Source organism: Paraburkholderia sp. C35 (assembly GCF_003121405.1).
GTDB lineage: Bacteria > Pseudomonadota > Gammaproteobacteria > Burkholderiales > Burkholderiaceae > Paraburkholderia.
This window is the reverse complement of the sequence record NZ_QBUY01000006.1, coordinates 69,856-90,413: the sequence shown is the minus strand read 5'-3', so window position 1 is coordinate 90,413 and position 20,558 is coordinate 69,856. Positions and strand designations below refer to the sequence as shown.

Genomic DNA, 20,558 nt, shown 5'->3' with positions numbered 1-20,558 from the left:
CACGAAACTCGATGTGCTATAAGAAACGCATGTACCGAAAACGCTTTGACGGAATGAACTGTTCTATCGCTCGCGCCCTCGATGAGGTCGGCGAGTGGTGGAGCCTGCTGATCGTGCGGGAGTGCACGCAGGGCACGACGCGTTTCGATGAATTTCAAAGCGAGCTTGGCATCGCGCGCAACGTGCTCACGGCACGTCTCGAACGCCTGATCGAGCTGGACATTCTGGAGCGCTATCCGCTTGCCGAGCGCGCGAATACCTTCGGGTATCGGTTGACCGAGAAAGGCACGGAGTTGTATCCCGTGCTGGTCGCGCTGATGCAATGGGGCGACCGGTGGCTTTCACCCAATGGCAAAGCATCTGTCGAACTGATCGACAATGCAAGCGGAAAGCCGGTGCAACCTGTCGGCGTGCATGGAAAGAACGGCCGCAAGCTGAGCTTCCATGACGTGCGTTTTGCACCGGGTCCCGGTGCGACCAAAACGACTCACGCTGTGATCGAACATCGCAACTGGCGCGTGTTGGGCGATAGCGACGAGTAGCGTCAAGTCATTTGCGCACAGCGTGCGTTAGACCTGACTGTGCTGCTCCTTGCACGCAGCATTGAAAACCCGCTCCGTGGATGCCGGGAACTTTGCCAGCTTGGCTGCAGGGCGTCGCGGGCGCGCCACCAGTTCGCCACCGCAGTTCGGACAGCTTCCGTGCAGCACGTTGTCAGTGCAGTCGCGGCAGAAGGTACATTCGAACGAACAAATGCGTGCATCGGGCGAATCGGGCGGCAGATCTTTGTCGCAACATTCGCAAGTCGGGCGCAGTTGTAGCATCTCCTTTCTCCTTGGCTATCAAGCGTAAATCGAGCGGGCGCACTTGCGTGCGTCGCGCTCGTATCGATGAATGGGTTCTCTTTAAAGCGTCAGGGCGTCAGACAGTCGCACCATTCGTGACGACCTTCGCGTTCTCGACGGCCGCGATCCGCAGCGTCGCGAGCTCGGAGAAGACCAGAGCGACCACGACAATCGAACTGGCGAGATAACCGAGGTTATGGCTGCCGATCACAGGGATCGCGCCCGCGCCGATCACACCGGCGATCGACACGCCGATATACGTCGCCGATGTATTGAGACCAACCAGCACGGCGGCCATCGGCGGATTGAGGCTCACCAGACGAAACTGCTGCGGCACGAGCACACCCCAGGCGCAGCCACCCCAGACCGTAATCGCAAGGGCTGCACTCCACAAATGCCGGCCAGAAAGCGGCATCGTGAGAATCACGGTCATCACGGCAATCAGCATCACGATGACTACCTTGCGTGAACCGATCTTGTCGATAATACGGCCCGTCATCAGGTTCGAGAAGGTGCCAGCAAGGCCCCAGAGGACCAGCAGCATGCCGAGCACGGTCGGATTGCCGCCAGTGGCGCGATCGAACACGACGGAAAAATAGTTGTAGATGATGAAGGTGCCGATCTGCGCAAGCACGGTGGTGACGAGAATCAGGCCGACGCGAGAGTCGGTGAGCGGCGCGAGACGCTTGCGCAACGAAATGGCTGGCGGCAGCGGCACTTCGGGCAGCAGTGCCCAGACACCGACAAAGCCTGCTGCGCCGAGCGCGGCGACGAAGGCTAACGTCCAGCGCCAGTCGGCAAGGCCACCGATGACGGCGCCAAGCGGCGTGCCGAGGGCCGTCGCGGTAGTGAGTCCCGCAACGATGATCGACAGCGCGAAGCCGCGGCGCTCGGGCGCCACGAGCATCGTGCCCGTTCCGCTTGCCGTGGGCGAGAACATCGCCGCGCCAACGCCTGCCAATGCCCGCGTGGCGAGTGCGAGAGCGAAGGTCGGTGCGAGCGCCGTGCCGATGTTGGCGACAATGAAAAGGCCCATGCCCGTCAGCAGCAGACGCTTGCGCGAGATGCCCGCTGCGAGGGCGGCGATCGTCGGTGCCAGCAGCGCGAACGTGAGCGCATAGACCGTGATCATCTGTCCGGCTGCGCCGATGCTGACGTGAAAGGACTTCGCAATCTGAGGCAGGATGCCTCCGAACACGAAGCTGTCGGTGCCTAGTGCAAACATGCCCAGGGCAAGTGTGAGAAGACGGCGGTCCATGATATTCCCTTGGAAAAATGGATCTCAGTAAAGTTGCGTGACGAAACTATACGTAGATCAGTTTTCTCACGCTACTATTCAAATCGAGAAGCAGTTCGTCGGAATTCGAGGAAGTGGCGTAATGAAGCGCTTGATGAAAATGTGCTAGGGATCAGCAAGGACGTGCCGGAGAGAACTGCTCAGGAAGTGGTGCGCGCGGGCGCCGTGACGGGTTTGAACCGATGAATACGGCGGCGACCTTTGTGGAGATGGCTGATCCGACGCCGGTGAGATCAGCAAACGGCGTAGACGTGGTTGAAGGCCGGATGCCGTGCGCGCAAGAACCGGACTATCTCGGCGATTTCAGTGCGCGGCGATAGAGATGGTGAATGGCAAAGCTATCTGTCCCGCTCCCATGCAATCTACTGTGTAGCTGCACAGAATACGGGACGCAATTGGCCGCATATCGGTGATCGGCTAGGCAGCCGCCGCCTGCGCTTTTTTCGTCGGGAAGAGCGAGATCAGTTCCGACGAAACCGAGTTGAGGATCTGGCGCGACAGTTTGGGATCCGCCACCGCTCGCGAAAGGCCGAGTGCACCGACATAGGCGCTGTAGATCAGCATGGCCTTGGCTCTGCGATTGCCTTCCGTGCCTTCGGGCATCTGGCTTTCAAGCAGCGCAAGGCTCGCTTCGACACGTTCGGTATAGACCTCGCGTGCGTCGTCGGTACTGCGCGCCGTATCGTTCACCAATGCCGAAATCGGGCAGCCGCTGGTGATGTCGTCGCGATGCGCTTCAGAAAGATACGTCTGAATGCTTTTCTTCAAGGTCGGCTGACTCGTCAGGCCCGACTCTTCCATCTGCTCGCATGCCGCTGCCAGCGCCTCGGCCACGAGTTCGTCGCGCGAGTCGAAGTGCTTGTAGAAGCCGCCGACGGTCAAGCCCGCTTCCTTCATGATGTCAGCCACGCTGATACCGTCGAGGCCGAGTTCGCGAAAGCGCCGTGACGCGACATCGACGATCCGGTGATGGGTCTCGGCCTTTTCTGCTTGGGAATATCCCATAATCCGTTCTCCTGGGCAAAGATTGGTCTAGAGAAGCATCATAATCCACGTGATGGCGTTTGGTTTGTATATTGCGCAAACGTACAAACGTCAAGGATCGTCGCGGAGACAACTGCTCGGCCAGCCAACACGGGATAACTGCAGGAGATATATGGGCGAAGCGGGTGCGCGCAAGCGGTCTGGTCTGCTATTGCGCGCCGCGCGGGATCAGGGCAACGAGTGGGTACGCTGGCTGATCGGGTCTGCGGTTTGACGCGGCCCGTCGGTGCCCGTCTGGACACTGTCGCGAGTCGCTGCCAATGCCGCCGTGGCCGGCAGAACAAAAAACTTCGCTATTTCGACTTCAGCCGCCTGAATGAGGGCAATCGACGATTCAAGCCGCGCTTTGCCTTCAGCCGTAATCTGATAGACCGAGCGCTTCGCATGAGCCGGGTCTCGCGTCGCTTGAACGAGGTTGGCTTTCTTCAGCGGTTGCAGCGTGCGCTGTAACGCAGAGCGCTCGATGACCAGCTCATGGGCGAGTTCCTGAAGGGTGACGGGGCCAAACATGCCGATCGCTTCCAGAATCGCGTGCTGGCTGGCGCTGAGCGAGACGCTCATCAGGTGCTGGTTGTACACGCGAGCCGCGTAGCGCGCGGCTCGCATCAAGGCCTTGCCGTTTCGATCACGATTCAGCATGGGCTACCACGGTATCCAGTTGCAACTTGCGAGAGCGCAGCATCGTCAATTCGCCCTGGCCGCTTCGCGACCCTGACGGTCGAGTTCCTGAAACTGCGCGTCGCTCAGCTTCACGCTCGCGCCGGCCACGTTTTCGATCAGATGATCGACGCTACCTGTGCCGGGGATCGGAAGCATGACCCTGGAGCGCTTCAGCAACCATGCGAGCGCAATCGCGCCGGTGGTCACGCCGTGTTCCTTCGCGATCGTATTGACGATCGAGCCGGGCTTGGCCAGTTCACCGGCAGCAAGCGGAAACCATGGAATGAATCCGATGCCGTGCTTCTCGCAGAAGTCGAGTACATCTTCGCTCTTTCTGTCGACGAGGTTGTACTGGTTCTGAACGGTTGCGACCTTGAAGTATTTCTGCGCGGCTTCGATGTCGTCGACGGGCACTTCGCTGAGACCGACATGTCTGATCAGCCCTTCGCGTTGCATGGCCGCGATGGCATCGAACTGTTCATCGCGTGGCACTTTCGGATCGACGCGATGCAACTGCCAGAGATCGAAGCGTTCGACGCCAAGACGCCGGAGACTCGTGAGCACACATTGCCGCAGGTATTCGGGGCGGCCGAGGGGTGCCCATATTTCCGGGCCATGCCGCGTCAAACCGCCTTTCGTCGTGACCACGAGACCTGTGTAGGGGTACAGCGCTTCCTTGATCAGACATTCGCTGTCGTAGGGACCGTACGCGTCAGCCGTGTCGATGAAGTTGACGTCCAGCTCGGGCAGACGCTTGAGCGTTGCGATGGCGGCGTCATGATTCGCGGGCGGTCCCCAGATGCCGGGGCCGGTAATTCGCATTGCACCGAAGCCGAGCCGATTGACCTGCAGGTCGCCGCCAATCGCGAACGTGCCGGCGGCAGAAGCGGAAATGGAGTGAGACATCGCTTTACCTTTCTGTTGAATGGTGTGGGCCGCCCGCACGCATCATCGCGACACCGTCACGCTGCGCGCGCGAGCAAGGATGCTGGCGGGTGTTCTATTTCGCCGGCAGATCGGTGAAGAGCTTCTGGATCTCTCCATAGGGCAGCGGGTTTTCGTTGAGCGTGTCAGAGCGGCCCGTCTGCAGAAAATCTTGTGCAAGCATCTTGGCCTTGCCGAGCACGACCTGCGATAGGCCGCCACCTGCACTCAGGCGCTTGACGCCGAGCTTGCCGAGCGCTTCAGCATCTGCGAGACCCGGCACGGCCATCACGTTCAACGGCAATTGAATGGCGCCGACGACTTCTTCAATATCGGATGGGTTGGCAAGCGCGGGAAGGAAGAGACCGTCGGCGCCCGCTGCTGCATAGGCCTTGCCTCGTGCAATCGATTCGCTGGTCAGCTTCGGCTTGTCGACGAGGCCAGCCAGAAATACGTCACACCGTGCGTTGATGAACAGGTCCGCGCCTGCGGCGGCCACTGCGCTGCGAATGGCCTCGATTTTCGCGGCGAGCAGCGCAGGCGTGTCGTGTCCGTCTTCGATGTTGATGCCGGCAATGCCGAGTTCGACCAGTCGCATCACGTTGCTGGCAACGGCCTCGGGATCATCGGAATAGCCGTGCTCGATGTCGATCGATACGGGCGCCTTGAGAACCCGCGCAATCCTGCGTACAGAGCCAACGACTTCGTCGAAAGGCAGCACGCGTCCGTCGGGATAGCCCAGTGCCCATGCGAAACCTGCACTCGTCGTCGCAATGGCCTGCGCACCGAGTGACTCGACCAGCCGCGCGCTGCCGGCATCCCAGACGTTGGGCAAGCGTAGGGGCGTCGAATTCACGTGTAGCTGACGAAACTGACTGACGGTAGACATAGATTGCTCCTCGTTACGAGAGATGGATGGACATTCAGGTCACGGTTGCGACGGCAGACATGGCCGTCTGTTGCAAGCGGTGACGTGTCCCGGCATAGAAAGATCAGAAACGGCGAGCGCGATGGATGGTCTGATGCTCGCGGACTGGCAGGCTTGTGTTAGCCGGTCTCGCGACAGGTACCATCGATTACGACACATCGCACAGTGCTTTTCAATTGGACTAAGGTATCGCTTCGGCTGCATCAATCATGTGGCGTATATTCATGCTCTAGTGAATACCCTGGGCTTCCGTGACTTTTCCGTCAATGTCATGCATCGTCGTTGCAAAACTGCTATCTTGAAGACAGATAGGGACAACCACGGAGGTCGACATGCGCAGGAACACCGAACTTCTCAAGACCATACTTTCTTTCATGCAGGAACATGAAAATCCGACGCAATGTTGCAAGGACATCGAAGTGGGCGTCGGTAAAACGGGGGAACACAGCTGGCCGGAAGTTCGATTGCATCTGGCGCTCCTGAAGGACATGGGACTGGTGACAGAATGCACGACGCCCGCCGAGTATCGCCTGACCAGTGCCGGATACGACATCGTCGAAAGTGCAGATCCCATCGACGGACTGAAGAGCTGGGGCAAAGTCACGAGCGGCACGCACACGCCAATGACCCCTTCGTTCTCCGAGGCGAAGCATCCGTTACCTCCTGCCTTGCGTAGTCAGCGGTTCAGCTAGATCACATTCGGGTTCTGATTGCCGGCCCGAACATCGCGGTTTGACAACCATCATGTTCGGGCCAGGCTTCAATCAATCAGTCAGTCAGTTGGTCTGCGCAACCTGTTGCGGCGCGTCCCATCCTCCCCCTAATGCACGGAACGTTCTAACCGCCGCGCGAGCCGCATCGGCTCGGGTAGCGTCGAGATCGTCACGTGACACGAGCAGCAGACGGTCTGCATCGAGCACATCGGTGAGCGTGATGGAACCCGCCCGGTATGCCTTCTCCGACAGATCACGCGACCGCGTGAGCGCCGCCACTTCCTGCTGAAGCTCTTGCGCGCGCAGTTCGGTTTGCGACAGCGTGATGAACGCATCTTCAACGTCTTCCGTTGCTTTCAGCGCCGCTTCCTTGTACTGCGCGAGTGCTTCAGCGTGCGCACCACGCGCGTTCTTCACTTCAGCATCCACCTTGCCGAAATCGAACAGCCGCCATTGCAGCGCGCCTGTGCCGACTGGCTGAAACGCCTTCGCACTGAACAGCTTACTCGCCGACAAGCTGTCGAAGCCCAACGCGCCTGACAGCGAGATCTTCGGATAGTAGTCGGAGAGTGCCGCGCCGATCTGTTCATTGGACGCAGCGAGATGACGCTCGGCCGCAATGATGTCCGGACGTCGGCGCAATACGTCGACGGGCTGATCGCCCGTGCCGATTGCGGGAATGTCCGGTATCACTGCGCTGTTGGTGTTGAGTTCCGCAGCGTACGTGCCGGGCTGTGCGCCCATCAACACGTCGAGGCGGTTCAACTGGGCTTCGAGCGAGATACGCAATGCGGGCATCGCAGCACGCGCTTGGCGAAGCAGCGCTTCGGCTTGCGCCACTTCGCGCTCATCCGCCGCGCCTGCCTGCTTGCGTGCCTTGACCAGTTCCAGCAGGTGCGCGTCGGTGTCGATCTGATCCTGTGTGACGGCGACGCGTGCCTGCAAGCCTCGGACTTGCAGATAAGCGTCTGCCGCGTCAGCGGCGACCGTGATGCGCGTGCCGAGCTGCGCCGCTTCCGCGGCCTGCTCTTCGTCGCGTGCAGCGGCATGAGCGCGTCTGAGGCCGCCTGCCAGGTCGATTTCCCAGCTTGCCGTCGCGCCGACCACATACTCCTTCTGATCGCGGCTGTAGTTGGGGAACGCACTCGCCAGTGCGCCGAGCGGACCCTCCGTGCTCTGGTGCTCCGCTGTATAGGAGGCACCTGCATCGACGGTAGGCAGCAGTTGCGCGCCTGCAGCCTGCGCGGCAGCGCGTGCCTGTGTCACGCGTGCAATCGATGCCTGCAGGCTCAGGTTCTGATCCAGCGCACGCTGCACGACCTTTTCGAGCATGGGATCGTTGAAGCCCGTCCACCATGCGTCGAGCTTCGGTGCGGCCAACGTGGTCTGCCTGCTGGCGACCGCTTCCGTGTTGTGGAAGGGCACGTAGTCGGCCTTCGGCGCGACATAGTCGGGACCGACGGCGCAACCCGCGAGCGCCGCAGCCACGATCACACTACTGATGACCGCTTTCGAGGTCTTGAATATCAGGTGCTTCATTTTGCATCTCCGCTACCGAGCTGCCGGGGCAAAGGGTTCGCGTGCCGGACACCGAGCTTGCGAACGAAGGCATAGAAGGCCGGCGTGAAGGCGAGACCGAACAGCGTCACACCGAGCATGCCGAAGAACACCGTTGTGCCGAGCGATTGCCGCATTTCCGAACCCGCACCACTCGCGATGGCAAGCGGCGCCACGCCGGCAATGAACGCGAACGAGGTCATCAGGATCGGGCGCAGACGCACATGAGCGGCATGTACAGCGGCATCTTCTGCACTGACGCCATCTTCTTCCTCGCGTTGCTTCGCGAACTCCACGATCAGAATCGCGTTCTTCGCCGCCAGTCCAACGAGCACCACGAATCCGATCTGCGCAAGGATGTCGATCGGCATGCCGCGCATGTTCAGGCCGATTGCCGCAGCGAGCAGACACATCGGCACGATCAGCACGATCGCGAGCGGTGTTTTCCAGCTTTCGTACTGCGCGGCAAGCACGAGGAACACGAACAGTGCGGAGGCCGCGAAGATCACGAGCGGCGACATGGTCTGCTCTTTCTGCTGGTGAGCGAGGTCAGTCCATTCGTACGAAACCCCATTTGGCAGAACCTGATCCGCGAGCTTTTCCATGCGTTCGATTGCATCGCCGGAGGAATACCCCGGGCCGGCTGCACCCATGATTTCCGCTGCCGGATACATGTTGTAGCGAGGCACGCGATACGGCTGCGTCGTGTTCTTGAAGGTCGCCACGCTGCTGATAGGCACCATGTCGCCCGTTGCATTGCGGACCTTCAGTCTGCCGATGTCTTCCGGCGTCTGACGGAATGCTTCATCGCCCTGCACGCGCACCTGGTAAGTGCGGCCCAGATAGTTGAAGTCGTTCACGTACTGAGAGCCAAGATAGAGATCCATCGTCGAGAACACGTCGGAGGGCGTGAGGCCAACCTTTTCTGCCTTCAGGCGGTCGATGTCCGCATAGACGGACGGCGCGCCTGCGTTATACAGCGTGAACACACCACCGAACACCTTGTCCTTGTTGGCTGCTGCAACGAGGTCGTTGGTCGCTTTCGCGAGCGCCTGAGGGCCAAGTCCGCCACGGTCTTCCAGCATCAGCTTGAAGCCGCCGGCTGAACCGAGACCTTGCACAGGCGGCGGGTTGATCACGACCACGACTGCGTCCTTGATGACAGACACACGCTTGCGGAGCGTCACCAGCATCGATGCTGCATTGACACCGGGAACATGCTTGCCATACAGCGAGGGCAGACCGTAGAACAGCGTGCCGACGTTCGGAGCAAGCGTGCCCGTCGTCACGTCGAAGCCCGACACGGGAGACGTGTGCGTCACACCTTGCATGCCGGGCGTGGTCAGGACGATGTCGTTGATCTCGCGGATTACCTTGTCCGTGCGTTCGAGGCTCGAACCCGGCGGCAGGAAGGCGATCACAGCCTGATAGCCGATGTCCTGATCCGGAATGAAGCCAGTCGGCATTCTCGACATCTGCAGTGCCGTCGCGCCAATCAGGCCGGCGTAGACGATCAGCATGACGGTCGTGGCGCGCACGAAGCGGCCCGTGACCTTGCCGTACTTCGTCGACAGCCAGTCGAACGACGTGTTGAAGCGACCAAACACAGCGTGGTGAAGGCGGCCAAGCACAGTCGTGCCGCCGTGCGTCTTTTCCATGTCGTGCGGCTTAAGCAGCACTGCGCACAGCGCCGGGCTAAGCGTGAGCGAAACGAAGCACGAGATGACTGTCGATGCCGCGATGGTGATGGCGAACTGCTTGAAGAACAGACCGGAGATGCCGGACATCAGCGCGGTAGGACCGAACACTGCACACAAGGTCAGTGCAATCGCGATGATGGCCGTCGACACTTCGTTCATGGTCTGGTGAGCTGCCTCGCGTGGCGACATGCCAAGCGCCATGTTCCGCTCGACGTTCTCGACCACCACGATCGCATCATCCACCACGATCCCGACGGCGAGCACCAGCCCGAATAAGGACAGGTTGTTGATCGACGCCCCGAACAGCGAAAGAATCGTGAACGTCCCAATCAGCGAAACGGGGATGGCCACCACGGGAATGATCGTGGCGCGCCAGTTCTGCAGGAACAGATACACCACGCCCACCACCAGCAGCACGGCGATAACAATCGTCTTGATCACTTCTTCGATCGACTGGCTGACAAACGTAGTCGGGTCGTAGATCTTGATGTAATCGATGCCGGGCGGAAAGCTCTTCTTCAACTCGGCCATCTTGTCCCAGACGGCATGCTCGACTTGCACCACGTTCGCGTCAGGTGTGGCGATCACGAACCACGGTGTCGACGCATAGCGGTCGGCATAGGCCTTGGAACCGTAATCCACCGAGCCGAGTTCGACACGGCCGATGTCACGAATACGTGTGACGCGACCTTGCGAATCCGACTTGACGATGACGTCGCCGAACTGTTCCGGTGTGCTGAGACGGCCAAGTGCATCGATGTTGATCTGATAGGCGCCCGTGCCTTTATTCGAAATAGGCGGCTGATTCAGTACACCCGCCGAAATCGGTGCGTTCTGAGCGCGCAGCGCTGCGAGGATTTCCGAGGCACTGATGTTGTACGACGCGGCCTTGTCCGAGTCGATCCAGATCCGCATCGCGTACTGCCGCTCACCGAACAGCTGGAAGTCCGATACGCCCGGCAGACGCGCAATCTGATCGCGAATCTTGAGCATATAGTTGGACATGTACTCCGGGCTGCGCGAACCGTCCGGTGAATAGACGTGCACGCCGAGAAGAAGCGCCTGAATGGTCTTCTTCACCTGCACACCTTGTAACTGGACGTCCTGTGGCAAGCGCGACAAGGTGTCTTCCACGCGGCTGCGCGTGAGCAGCAGTGCGGTGTCCGGGTTCGTGCCAACCTTGAAGATCACGGTAATAGTCAATTGACCATTACTCGTCGACTGGCTCGATATGTAGTCCATGTTCTCAACGCCATTGATGGACTGCTCAAGCGGCGTTGCGACCGTGCGGGCAATCACATCTGCCGATGCACCCGGATAAGACGTCGTAATCTGAATCGTGGTGGGAACGATATTCGGGTACTGGGCGACTGGCAGCTTGAACATCGTCGCCAGGCCGATCAGTACCGCGAATATATTGAGCACTGCCGCAAAGCGCGGGTGCTCGATGAAGAAGTGAGTCAGTTTCACGACTTGGCTCCTTCAGTTTGCTGCTCCGGCGTGGACTCGATGGTGCCAGCATGCGGCGACACCTTCGCGCCCGGCCTGACAGTCGGAATCCCGTCGATGACCACCTTGTCGGTCGGCGCGAGACCCGAACGGATCACGCGCAGGCCATCGCGCAGATCGCCGATCTCGACCTTCTTCGGCGTCACGACATCATCCTGGCCGACGACATACACCATGTGATCGGTTTGATCCGCGAGCACGGCGGCATCGGGAACGAGCAACGCAGGCTGCGGCGCCGACACTGCCAGCCGCACGCGCGCGAAGCCGCCAGGTGTCAACGCAAGGTCGCTGTTGGGGATCGTGGCACGGGCGTGGATCGTTCCGCTCGAACGGTCGAGCGTGTTGTCGATGAAGTTCAGCGTGCCTTTGCGTGCGAATCCGGCTTCTCCCGTCGGCGAGATGGCTACCGTATCGGCCAACGGTCCTTTCTGGGCTTCGCGGGCGTGCTGGAATGCAGCGTAGTCGTTTTCGCTCATGTCGAAATCAAGCCAGATGGGATCGAGCGAAACGATGGTGGCAAGCAGCGTGGTAGGGCTGCTCGCAGCGCGGCTACCCGAGATCAGGTTACCCGTCGATACGAGGTGAGTGCCCATGCGCCCAGTGAACGGCGCATAGACCTTGCAGCGATCCAGGTCGAACTTCGCATCGCGGACCAGCGCGTTGCCGTTGTCGACGGCAGCCTGCGCAGCATGCAGTTCCGCGACCTTCTGATCGACGTTTTCCACGGTGCCTGCCTCAGCGCGCTGAAGTTCCTGTGCCCGTGCAAGCTGGCGCACTGCGAGGTCGAGCCGGGCTTTCGCCGATTCGAGTTCGGCCGTCGCCTGGCTCAGTTTGATCTGGTACGGCTCAGGGTCGATCTCGAACAGCAGGTCGCCCTTGTGAACGACATCGCCATCCTTGAAATGAATCTGCATGAGCGTGCCGCCAACCTGAGCGCGCAGTTCGACACGATTGACGGGCGAGAACTGCCCGAGAAAACCGAGCCGGCCTTCGATGTCGCGCTGCAACGGCGCGCTTACGGCTACGGGCGGCGGCGGTGGTGCCGCAACGGGTGCGGAGCCTGATTGGTGCAGGTGGTATGCCGTGGCAGCGACGCCGACTATCACGGCGAGGGCGACGGCCTTGCCGATCCAACGCGTGCTTCCAGCTGATGCCGAGCCTTTTGGCGAGCCTTTCGGCGCTACCACTCCTGCCTCGGCCTGATTCATACGGTCATTCATGACAATCCCAATTAGGTAAACAGGCTGGAAACATCCACGTATCGCCCAATCCTGCGTTAGATGATGAACCTTTACTATCCGCGATCAAGATAATGGGTATAATCCACAATGTCAAGAATGCACGCGGCGTAGTAAGACACTGGATACCGCGGCAGCAGACGGGCATGTGCGCCAGTTGTGCGCTCCTGGTGGCGAAATCGCCGCGATTGAAGATTTTGAAATTCACATGTGCGCACCTTGATATGCCATCGAAACGGACCACATGTCCGCAACGACTGATGATGGTTTCGATAGAAACCGGATCGCTCAGGCGCAAGGAGTAACGGTATGAAGAAGTCGAAAGCCGAGACAGCAGAGACCCGCAAACGCATTGTTCAGGCTGCTGCAGATGCATTCAGATGCAACGGGATTCACGCGACGGGCGTCGCGGAGATCATGTCGGCAGCGGGACTGACACCTGGTGGTTTTTACCGGCACTTCGCGTCCAAGGATCATCTGGTGGCGGAAGCGTGCGCGGCTGGCATGGAGTCCACACTCGACGCCATGGATACTTCGGCCCGATCGGGCGAACAAGCGTTTCTTGACCATTTTGAAGCCTATATCTGGGACAAAAGCTACAGGGAGCGTCTGGTCGCCTGTCCTTTGATCGCAATGGGCAGTGAACTCGCTCGCGCCGACGTCGAGACTCGCCGGACTGCAACGCGTGGATATCGGGAATTGATCGACAGAATGGCGAGGCAGGGAACATCGGAAGAAGGCGCAGCGATCTTTGCCTTCTCCGCAATTCTTGGTGCGCTCACCATCTCGCGTATCGTCGATGACCCGGAACTGTCAGGCCGGATCCTCGACGAGACGAAACACCATGTGTCTGAAATCTGGCCAACGCCGCATACGTCGAAGGGCGACGCACAGCATGGTGCTGGTGATGCCCAGTCGACTGAGTGGATGGACGACATATCGGCCTCCGTCGATTCATAGAATCAGTGTCGGTTGCCCGCGACATGTTCGAGGCGGCTGCGCGCTCTAAAGGAGCGCGCAGGTCCTATGTCGATCCGATGGCTTTCATGCGCTTGACGGCTTCTTCCGTGGTCCAGACAGCGTTGGCGAAAAAGCGGTAATTGATCATCGCGGCAAGGTAGGCATCGCCTTCTTCATTGCGGCCGCCGGCTACCGCATCGCGCACCATGGCCACTTCCATGCCTTCTTCGATGATGTCGCGCATGTGTCCTTCAAGGCAGATGTTTGCAACTGGCCCCGCCATGATGACTTTCTCGATGCGCCGCATGCGCAACTGCTTGAGCACATCGTTGGTGCGCGCAGAGGCGCCCTTATGCGGTGACGTGTTGGCGGTTTTGCCATCCTGAAGGTACTTCTTATAGCGCTCGGGATAGTCGGCGCCGGAGCCTGCAAAACCTTCGAGATCCACGGGATCCTTGCGTCCGACAAAACTGATCTGGGTGGCGAGGTAATCTGAAATCGCGCCGCCGGGTGCAACCCACTGACCATCGGTCGGATTGTAATAATGTGGCGAATGAATGACGGGCAGGCCACATTCCTTCGCGGTGCGCAGGAGTTCCTCGAGGTGTTGATGAACGTTATGTTCCTTGAGGCTATGTTCGATCATGGGGTAATAGCTGCCCGTATCCGACAGAAACTCGTTCTGTATATCGGCCAGCACGAGAGCGGTGTGATTCCGGTCAAGCTGCATCTCCGGATTGCGATGCGTGAACGTGAACATTTCCAGCCTCCTCGAGTCAGGTCGATGACGCGCATTACGCCACACCGAAAGGTCCGCCACAATTGGACTAAGGTATTGATTCGAGAAGTTGTGACCGAATCCAGAAGTAATCTATATCCTGAATCATTTGCGAAATCCGGAGAACACGATGTACGCACAGGCAATTGAGCAATGCACGCAGGCAGTCAAAGGCATCGAGCGTTATCTCGACAAGGCTGAGCAATTCGCGAATGCAAAGCGCTTCGACGTGAGCGTGCTACTGTCGGCGCGTCTCGCGCCCGACATGGGCGCGTTTATTTATCAGGTACAGAGCGCGTGTGATTATCTGAAGGGTGGTGCGGCCTGGCTGGCGGGGCAGAAGCCGCCGCAACATGAAGACAACGAGCGCACCATCGCAGAAGTGCGCGCGCGCATTCGCAAGACGGTCGAGTTCGCAGAAAGCGTGTCAGACGACCGTTACTCGGCTGCGAGTGAGCAGATGGTCAAGGTGTCGTGGGTGCCGGGACTCATTCCTGGCGAACAGTATCTGCTGCAGATAGTGATTCCGAACGTGTACTTTCACGTTGCGATGGCCTACGCAATCCTTCGGAATAACGGCGTGGACGTAGGGAAGATGGATTTTCTCGGTGCCATTCATTCAGTCGAAGCCTGACGCATGCAAGCCACGCTCCACAGGGCAGCGGAATCAGAACAGCTTGCCCTGATCGCTGCTGCCCGCGTTATGCTGCGGCGCTTTTCGCAGCGCGGCGCCCCAGCGTGCTTCTTCGAGTACGAGTAGCGTTTCCTTGGCGGCGAGTCCTCCAGCGAAGCCTGTCAGTTCGCCGGATGATCCAATGACGCGATGGCACGGCGCGACAATCGAAATCGGATTACGTCCGTTCGCAGCGCCTACGGCCCGCACAGCCGTCGGGTTTCCAATGGCTGTGGCGATTTCGCCGTAAGTCCGCGTTTCGCCGTACGGAATGTCGAGTAGCGCATTCCAGACCTTCTTCTGAAACTCTGTTCCGTGGAAATTGAGTGGAAGATCGAAGCGGTCGCGTTTGCCGGCAAAGTATTCCTTCAACTGACGGTCCACCTCGAGCAGTGTCGGATGGTCGTTTTGCTCCTGAATCGAACCCAGTCGAACGCGACCCGGACGGTCTTTTTCCCAGAGAATCGCGACGAGCGCCGAAGGCTCGGCAACCAGTGTGAGCCTTCCGACTGGGGATGGCATGAATTTATACAGGTATTGCATAGGCTGATTCGTGTTCATGGAGTTCGGTGCGGATTCGCGCTTGTTCCTTCGCAGGTTAGCATCCGGACGTGTTCTGCGGTGCGCGACATCAGGCGAACGGTTGCCCGGCGGCGTGCAGGCGCATGCAGTCCCGCAAGATCTCCGTGAACTCTTCGACCATGCGAGAGCGAACGGAGAACTTCGGCAGCACGAGGCTGACGCTGTAGTTGATCGGTTCGAGTAGCGGCCTGATAGCGAGTCCTGCCCAGACGCCGTTCGCGACAGAAAATTCATCCACGATCGCCACACCCAGGGCGCGCATGGCGAGCGCGCAGGCAAGCTCGGCGCGAGGCGCTTCGATGCTGGGCGTGATGTCGAAGCCATGGGCCTCGAATGTCGAACGGATGAGCCTGCCGAAGTCGATGCTGGGTGTGCAAAAGATGGTCTTGTGATCCACCAGATCGGCGAACGCGACAACCTTGCGCGCTGCAAGCGGATGATCGGGCCGCATCACGCAGACCATCCGGCCCGTACCCAGATTCTCAACGGCGAGATTCGGATTGGTAACGGGAGACACGACGACGGCGAGATCCGTTTTCTTGCTCAGCAGTTCGTTCGGTGTGTCTGTCGTGAGCGTGGTGTGAAAGCGGATCCGCGCTTTCGGATTGCGTTGACTAAACAATTCAATCACTCGCGGCAGGAGTATGAGTCCAAGACATGGACTGCAACTCACGCTGATCTCCGTAGTCGACTGACTCGCCAGATCTTCAACGAAGCGTCCGACGCTAATGGCAGCGTCATAAACCTGCTGCACCTCTTCGAGCAGTGCGACGGCAGCCGAGGTGGGCAGCAGTTTGCCACCCGTGCGCTCGAACAGTTTGATACCGAGGGTGGTCTCCGTGTGATTCAGCAACCTGCTAACTGCCGGCTGCGAGACGTATAACATGCGCGCCGCGCCGCTCACGGTACCCGTGAGCATGACAGCCCGAAACGCCTCCATTTGCCGCAACTTGAACTTCATCGGTGCCCCTCGACCGCATTGACGGGGCTGTGCTGGCCGGCGTCGGATGAGGGTTTTTGCGCGTCCTCGAACGTATAACGTTTAGTCATGGGTATCCACATAACGGCATAAGCATCCAGAAATGGTGCTGCTAACATTCGGTCATGCCTTGTCGCAGGCATTTGCTCAGCCGTATAAAGGATTATGAACGAAATCCATGATGTTTAGTAGCAGCACACTCGTCATGCGTCAGCGGCAGTTCCACTGTTCACGCCGGCGTGTCATGGCGCACGGACCGGGGATGAAAGCGTGAATTGCATGATTGGCGGGCCACACGTGATGGACAAGATGGCGCACAGAATTCGTAGCGCAGACGATGGAAGCGCTTCGGAGGCCCACGTACACACGCATAACCGCCTGTTTATCGATGGCAAGTGGGTTGAAGCGACGGGGAGCAGCCATACCGATGTCTATGATCCCGTCAGCGGACGCATCAGCGGCCGGCTCATTCATGCAGGACAGGCCGATCTCGCTGCTGCCGTCGCTGCGAGCCGTGCAGGCTTTGCGGCATGGCGCAGGCGTTCCGCCTTCAATCGATGCAGGATCATACGGTCGGCAGCCGATTTGCTTCGCGAGCGCGCGCCGCACATTGCGTCGCTGGTGACGCGCGAGCAGGGAAAGCCGTTAAAGGAAGCGGCGATCGAAATCGATCTTGCCGCCGAGCTTCTCGACTGGTGTGCGGAAGAGGGGCGGCGCGCGTATGGTCGGCTGATTCCTGCGCGCGGACCGGGGATCAGCCAGCAGGTTTTGCGCGAGCCGGTCGGACCCGTGGCCGCTTTCACGCCATCGAGCTTTCCTGTCTCGCATGCCGTTCGCAAGATCGGCGCTGCATTGGCTGCGGGATGCACGATGGTCATCAAACCGGCGGAAGAAACACCCGAGACGACCTCGGCACTCGCGGATATTTTCAACGACGCGGGCGTGCCGCCGGGCGTGCTCAATCTCGTCTATGGCGATCCCGCCGCCGTTTCGGAGTATCTGATATCGCACCCGTTCATCCGGAAGGTTTCGTTCACCGGTTCGGCGCGTGCGGGTAAGAATATCGCGGCGCTTGCCGGTATTCATATGAAGCGCTGCACGATGGAACTGGGTGGCCATGCGCCCGCGTTCATATTCGACGACGCCGATATTGATTCGGCAGCGAGACTGCTGGCGTATTCCAAGTATCGCAATAGCGGACAGGCATGTGCGTCGCCGACCCGCTTTCTGATTCAGCGTGGTGTCTACAAGGCATTCACGGAGAAGTTCATTGCCGAGGTAAAGCGCATTCGTGTCGGCAACGGAAGGCTGTCGGATACGACGATGGGGCCGCTACTCAGCGCGAAGCGTCTGTGCGCAGTGCAGGCGCTCGTGGGCGATGCCGTGGAGCGAGGAGCACGAATCGAAACAGGCGGTCACCGCATCGGCGATGCGGGGCATTTCCTTGCACCCACGGTGTTGACCAACGTCACGGCCGACATGCAGATCATGAACGAAGAGCCGTTCGGTCCCGTCGCCCTTCTGGGTGTATTCGATACGATCGAAGAAGCCATCGAGGAGGCGAACCGGCCGCCTTATGGTTTGGCATCGTATGCGTTCACACGCAGCAATGCGACCGCGAGTCTGCTGTCGTCGGAACTCGAAACGGGCATGTTGTCGATCAACCATCTGGGGCTGGGATTACCCGAAACGCCTTATGGTGGCGTGAAGGAAAGCGGTTATGGCTCGGAGGGCGGGTCCGAAGCGATTGATGATTATCTGGTGACGAAGTTCGTATCGCATGCTACTGCGTGAGCGGAGCATGATGTGTTTGACAATGTCGAGGGCCGACTGTTAACAACAATTAAGGGTATGGCAGTGCGCGCGCATCTAATCCAGAACATGAGCGCGTGATATTTTTTTGAGTACTTGATCTTTCTACGTTGAGCTATGCGACGTCGTTGCTGGCTCACGTAAATCTATATATCTGCAGTGGAAAATCAGTCACAGGCATTCTCGTTGCTGGAGCGAGGAATGAAACGGCCAGAAGACATCGAATTGGAAATGCTCTCGTTGAAGGGTCGAACCGACATTCGTGGGAGCATGGCAGGACGCGCCCTTGCGTCCGATCATCAGACTGTTGATCGCGTTCCGCAACCGCACGTCAGGAAAGGTCCCGTCCCGGCGCTAGACCGCCTCGTGGATCTGATTGCGAAGCCACCTGCAAAACAAGGCTTGCGAGAACTCTTCGATCTTATGCCGATCATGGCGTGGAGCAGCTTTCCAGACGGAACGTGCGAGTTTCTCAATCGTGCCCACGCCGAGTACACGGGCATACCCGCAGAAGAGTCGTGCAATTGGGGCTGGCAACAGGCTATTCATCCGCGCGATCTCGCGCGTCGAATGGCAACGTGGCGGGAATCGCTGGCGACAGGGCATGCCAGTGAAGCCGAGGTGCGATTGCGCCGTCACGATGGGGTCTATCGTTGGTTTCTGCTGCGGATCGAACCGTATCGCGATCATGCCGGCGCCATCGTCCGATGGTACGGAACGGGAACCGATATCGAAGACCGCAAGCGTGCAGAGGAAAACTGGTCGGCGAGTCAGAAGCAATTCAGCCTGATCGTCAATACGATACCGATGCTCATCTGGTCGAGCTTGCCGGATGGCCACGCTGATTTCTTCAATGAGCAGTGGTATCGCTATACCGCATATTCAGCGAGTCAGAGCGATGGCTGGGGTTGGGCCACGGCATTGCATCCGGATGATCTTCGACGTGCGACGCAACGCTGGCGCACGATTCTCGCAACGGACGACGGCGACGACGGTGGATTCGAGGTACGAATCCAGCGAAGCGATGGCGAGTATCGGTGGTTCTGGTTGCGGGCCAACGCGATGCGGGATGATCTTGGCGTGATCAGGCGCTGGTACGTCACCTGTACCGACGTTCATGATCGCAAGCTCGCAGAAGAGGCTGTACGGCGTAGCGAGGCCCTGCTGGCGGAAGCGCAGCGCCTGGCCGGGCTCGGCACGTTTTCGTGGCGTGCCGGCTCCGACACCATGACATGGTCGAACACGCTATACAGCATGTTCGGGTTCGAGCGCGGGACGCAGATTACCCGCTCGATGCTTGCGAAACGCGCGCATCCAGACGATACGCCGTTCCTTTTCGACAAGCTCGGCGAGGATGCAAAGCCTGTTAACCACGCGGGCAATTGTGCTGGCAACTTCGAGGATCAGATCAGGATTGTCATGCCTGACGGCGCAGTCAAGTACTTGCACTACTGCGCGTATGCCACGACGGCATTGACGGGCGAAGTCGAATACGTCGGCACGGTGCAAGACGTCACCGAGCGGCACCTTGCTTCTGAAGCGCTCGCTCAGGCCCGCGGTGAACTGGTGCAGGCCGCGAGGGCGAGCAGCCTCGGTGTGCTCACGGCGTCGATTGCACACGAGGTGAATCAGCCGTTGTCGGGGATCGTGACGAATGCCAACACATGTCTTCGCATGCTCAACAGCGATCCGCCGAATATCGCAGGTGCGATTGAAACCGCGCGACGAACGATCCGTGATGGCAATCGCGCGGCTGATGTTATCTCGCGTTTAAGAGCGCTGTTCAGTCAGAAGGAAATCAACGCAAGCTGGTGGGATCTCGGAGCCGCCACGCGCGAGGTTGTCGAACTGGTGCAAAGCGAGCTTCGCCGGCATCGTATTGGGTTGGAGGAGCGCTACGATTCAGGATTGCCACTCGTGATGGGGGATCGGATCCAGATGCAGCAGGTCATTCTGAACCTGATCCGCAATGCGATCGATGCGGTGCAATCCACGTGCGATGGTCCGCGCGAGGTGATCGTCAGCGTCAGTTATTGCAAAGGCTGCGCGAACGTCCGAGTCAAGGATACGGGCGTCGGTATAGACACATCGACGGCAGCAAGAGTATTCGAGACTTTCTACACCACCAAGCGCGAGGGAATGGGTATTGGCCTGTCAGTCAGCCGCTGGATCGTGGAGGCGCATGGCGGGTCGTTACGGGCATCGAGCAATGAGCCGCGAGGCGCGATATTCGAGTTTTCGATTCCAGATTCGGCCCGTGGCGATTTCGCTGACAGCGTCGTTGAGGACGACATGAAGAGCACGAGACTCAACACCATAGTCCAATAGACACCCGGGATGCTGAGGGCTATGTTGTCCG

Annotated in this window: 18 protein-coding genes; 6 read left to right on the top strand and 12 right to left on the bottom strand. The window is 59.4% G+C overall.

The window, feature by feature from the left end; genetic code table 11:
- Positions 1 to 53 precede the first annotated feature (53 nt).
- Complete coding sequence (locus DK391_RS05935; protein ID WP_343225295.1) at positions 54 to 542, top strand: helix-turn-helix domain-containing protein; 489 nt, start codon at positions 54 to 56, stop codon at positions 540 to 542.
- Positions 543 to 569: 27 nt separating this feature from the next.
- Here the strand turns inward: DK391_RS05935 and DK391_RS05930 are convergent, their stop codons facing one another.
- The 6 genes from DK391_RS05930 to DK391_RS05905 all read right to left on the bottom strand — a co-directional run bounded on the left by DK391_RS05930 (position 570) and on the right by DK391_RS05905 (position 5,659).
- On the bottom strand, positions 570 to 824 hold the full coding sequence (locus DK391_RS05930) for a DUF1272 domain-containing protein (RefSeq protein WP_109477061.1): 255 nt from the start codon (positions 822 to 824) through the stop codon (positions 570 to 572).
- Positions 825 to 921: 97 nt separating this feature from the next.
- Positions 922 to 2,103 (bottom strand): MFS transporter, encoded by a 1,182-nt coding sequence (locus DK391_RS05925; RefSeq protein ID WP_204117299.1) that lies wholly within the window; start codon positions 2,101 to 2,103, stop codon positions 922 to 924.
- A 456-nt stretch (positions 2,104 to 2,559) separates the two neighbouring features.
- A complete protein-coding gene (locus DK391_RS05920; protein WP_109477060.1) occupies positions 2,560 to 3,147 on the bottom strand; it encodes a TetR/AcrR family transcriptional regulator in 588 nt (195 codons plus the stop codon).
- Positions 3,148 to 3,354: 207 nt separating this feature from the next.
- On the bottom strand, positions 3,355 to 3,825 hold the full coding sequence (locus DK391_RS05915) for a MarR family winged helix-turn-helix transcriptional regulator (protein WP_109477059.1): 471 nt from the start codon (positions 3,823 to 3,825) through the stop codon (positions 3,355 to 3,357).
- Positions 3,826 to 3,870: 45 nt separating this feature from the next.
- A complete protein-coding gene (locus DK391_RS05910) occupies positions 3,871 to 4,752 on the bottom strand; it encodes an aldo/keto reductase (RefSeq protein WP_109477058.1) in 882 nt (293 codons plus the stop codon).
- Positions 4,753 to 4,846: 94 nt separating this feature from the next.
- Positions 4,847 to 5,659: an isocitrate lyase/phosphoenolpyruvate mutase family protein gene (locus DK391_RS05905; protein WP_109477057.1), complete on the bottom strand. Its 813-nt coding sequence runs from the start codon at positions 5,657 to 5,659 to the stop codon at positions 4,847 to 4,849.
- 371 nt (positions 5,660 to 6,030) lie between these two features.
- Between DK391_RS05905 and DK391_RS05900 the strand changes: the two genes are divergently transcribed.
- Complete coding sequence (locus DK391_RS05900; protein WP_239482716.1) at positions 6,031 to 6,390, top strand: hypothetical protein; 360 nt, start codon at positions 6,031 to 6,033, stop codon at positions 6,388 to 6,390.
- A gap of 84 nt (positions 6,391 to 6,474) precedes the next feature.
- Here the strand turns inward: DK391_RS05900 and DK391_RS05895 are convergent, their stop codons facing one another.
- From DK391_RS05895 to DK391_RS05885, 3 genes are read right to left on the bottom strand one after another with little or no spacing between them, the layout of a single operon-like run.
- Positions 6,475 to 7,950: an efflux transporter outer membrane subunit gene (locus DK391_RS05895; RefSeq protein ID WP_109477056.1), complete on the bottom strand. Its 1,476-nt coding sequence runs from the start codon at positions 7,948 to 7,950 to the stop codon at positions 6,475 to 6,477.
- Positions 7,947 to 11,138, bottom strand: coding sequence for a multidrug efflux RND transporter permease subunit (locus DK391_RS05890; RefSeq protein ID WP_109477055.1), 3,192 nt, complete (start codon positions 11,136 to 11,138; stop codon positions 7,947 to 7,949). Before DK391_RS05890 ends, DK391_RS05895 begins: the two co-directional genes overlap by 4 nt.
- Positions 11,135 to 12,397 (bottom strand): efflux RND transporter periplasmic adaptor subunit, encoded by a 1,263-nt coding sequence (locus DK391_RS05885; protein ID WP_109477054.1) that lies wholly within the window; start codon positions 12,395 to 12,397, stop codon positions 11,135 to 11,137. Before DK391_RS05885 ends, DK391_RS05890 begins: the two co-directional genes overlap by 4 nt.
- 327 nt (positions 12,398 to 12,724) lie before the next feature.
- Between DK391_RS05885 and DK391_RS05880 the strand changes: the two genes are divergently transcribed.
- Positions 12,725 to 13,375, top strand: a complete 651-nt coding sequence (locus tag DK391_RS05880; RefSeq protein WP_109477053.1) for a TetR/AcrR family transcriptional regulator — start codon at positions 12,725 to 12,727, stop codon at positions 13,373 to 13,375.
- Between the two features lie 64 nt (positions 13,376 to 13,439).
- Here the strand turns inward: DK391_RS05880 and DK391_RS05875 are convergent, their stop codons facing one another.
- Positions 13,440 to 14,135: an isochorismatase family protein gene (locus DK391_RS05875; RefSeq protein ID WP_109477052.1), complete on the bottom strand. Its 696-nt coding sequence runs from the start codon at positions 14,133 to 14,135 to the stop codon at positions 13,440 to 13,442.
- Between the two features lie 148 nt (positions 14,136 to 14,283).
- On the opposite strand from DK391_RS05875, the gene DK391_RS05870 reads away from it, so the two are divergent.
- Positions 14,284 to 14,787, top strand: coding sequence for a DUF1993 domain-containing protein (locus DK391_RS05870; protein WP_109477051.1), 504 nt, complete (start codon positions 14,284 to 14,286; stop codon positions 14,785 to 14,787).
- Between the two features lie 33 nt (positions 14,788 to 14,820).
- Here DK391_RS05870 and DK391_RS05865 read toward each other — a convergent pair whose 3' ends face one another.
- Positions 14,821 to 15,369, bottom strand: a complete 549-nt coding sequence (locus tag DK391_RS05865; protein ID WP_109477170.1) for a methylated-DNA--[protein]-cysteine S-methyltransferase — start codon at positions 15,367 to 15,369, stop codon at positions 14,821 to 14,823.
- 88 nt (positions 15,370 to 15,457) lie between these two features.
- Complete coding sequence (locus DK391_RS05860; protein ID WP_109477050.1) at positions 15,458 to 16,369, bottom strand: LysR substrate-binding domain-containing protein; 912 nt, start codon at positions 16,367 to 16,369, stop codon at positions 15,458 to 15,460.
- 327 nt (positions 16,370 to 16,696) lie between these two features.
- On the opposite strand from DK391_RS05860, the gene DK391_RS05855 reads away from it, so the two are divergent.
- A complete protein-coding gene (locus tag DK391_RS05855) occupies positions 16,697 to 18,181 on the top strand; it encodes an NAD-dependent succinate-semialdehyde dehydrogenase (protein ID WP_109477169.1) in 1,485 nt (494 codons plus the stop codon).
- Positions 18,182 to 18,400: 219 nt separating this feature from the next.
- Positions 18,401 to 20,527 carry a PAS domain-containing sensor histidine kinase gene (locus tag DK391_RS05850; protein ID WP_109477049.1) on the top strand — a complete coding sequence of 709 codons (2,127 nt, stop codon included), beginning with the start codon at positions 18,401 to 18,403 and terminating at the stop codon, positions 20,525 to 20,527.
- Positions 20,528 to 20,558: the final 31 nt, after the last annotated feature.

Excerpts from the sequence above, each read along its gene's own strand:
- DK391_RS05935 (WP_343225295.1), top strand. The coding sequence starts at position 54 with ATGAACTGTTCTATCGCTCGCGCCCTCGATGAGGTCGGCGAGTGGTGG.
- DK391_RS05930 (WP_109477061.1), bottom strand. The coding sequence starts at position 824 with ATGCTACAACTGCGCCCGACTTGCGAATGTTGCGACAAAGATCTGCCG.
- DK391_RS05925 (WP_204117299.1), bottom strand. The coding sequence starts at position 2,103 with ATGGACCGCCGTCTTCTCACACTTGCCCTGGGCATGTTTGCACTAGGC.
- DK391_RS05920 (WP_109477060.1), bottom strand. The coding sequence starts at position 3,147 with ATGGGATATTCCCAAGCAGAAAAGGCCGAGACCCATCACCGGATCGTC.
- DK391_RS05915 (WP_109477059.1), bottom strand. The coding sequence starts at position 3,825 with ATGCTGAATCGTGATCGAAACGGCAAGGCCTTGATGCGAGCCGCGCGC.
- DK391_RS05910 (WP_109477058.1), bottom strand. The coding sequence starts at position 4,752 with ATGTCTCACTCCATTTCCGCTTCTGCCGCCGGCACGTTCGCGATTGGC.
- DK391_RS05905 (WP_109477057.1), bottom strand. The coding sequence starts at position 5,659 with ATGTCTACCGTCAGTCAGTTTCGTCAGCTACACGTGAATTCGACGCCC.
- DK391_RS05900 (WP_239482716.1), top strand. The coding sequence starts at position 6,031 with ATGCGCAGGAACACCGAACTTCTCAAGACCATACTTTCTTTCATGCAG.
- DK391_RS05895 (WP_109477056.1), bottom strand. The coding sequence starts at position 7,950 with ATGAAGCACCTGATATTCAAGACCTCGAAAGCGGTCATCAGTAGTGTG.
- DK391_RS05885 (WP_109477054.1), bottom strand. The coding sequence starts at position 12,397 with ATGAATGACCGTATGAATCAGGCCGAGGCAGGAGTGGTAGCGCCGAAA.
- DK391_RS05880 (WP_109477053.1), top strand. The coding sequence starts at position 12,725 with ATGAAGAAGTCGAAAGCCGAGACAGCAGAGACCCGCAAACGCATTGTT.
- DK391_RS05875 (WP_109477052.1), bottom strand. The coding sequence starts at position 14,135 with ATGTTCACGTTCACGCATCGCAATCCGGAGATGCAGCTTGACCGGAAT.
- DK391_RS05870 (WP_109477051.1), top strand. The coding sequence starts at position 14,284 with ATGTACGCACAGGCAATTGAGCAATGCACGCAGGCAGTCAAAGGCATC.
- DK391_RS05865 (WP_109477170.1), bottom strand. The coding sequence starts at position 15,369 with ATGCAATACCTGTATAAATTCATGCCATCCCCAGTCGGAAGGCTCACA.
- DK391_RS05860 (WP_109477050.1), bottom strand. The coding sequence starts at position 16,369 with ATGAAGTTCAAGTTGCGGCAAATGGAGGCGTTTCGGGCTGTCATGCTC.
- DK391_RS05855 (WP_109477169.1), top strand. The coding sequence starts at position 16,697 with ATGGCGCACAGAATTCGTAGCGCAGACGATGGAAGCGCTTCGGAGGCC.
- DK391_RS05850 (WP_109477049.1), top strand. The coding sequence starts at position 18,401 with ATGAAACGGCCAGAAGACATCGAATTGGAAATGCTCTCGTTGAAGGGT.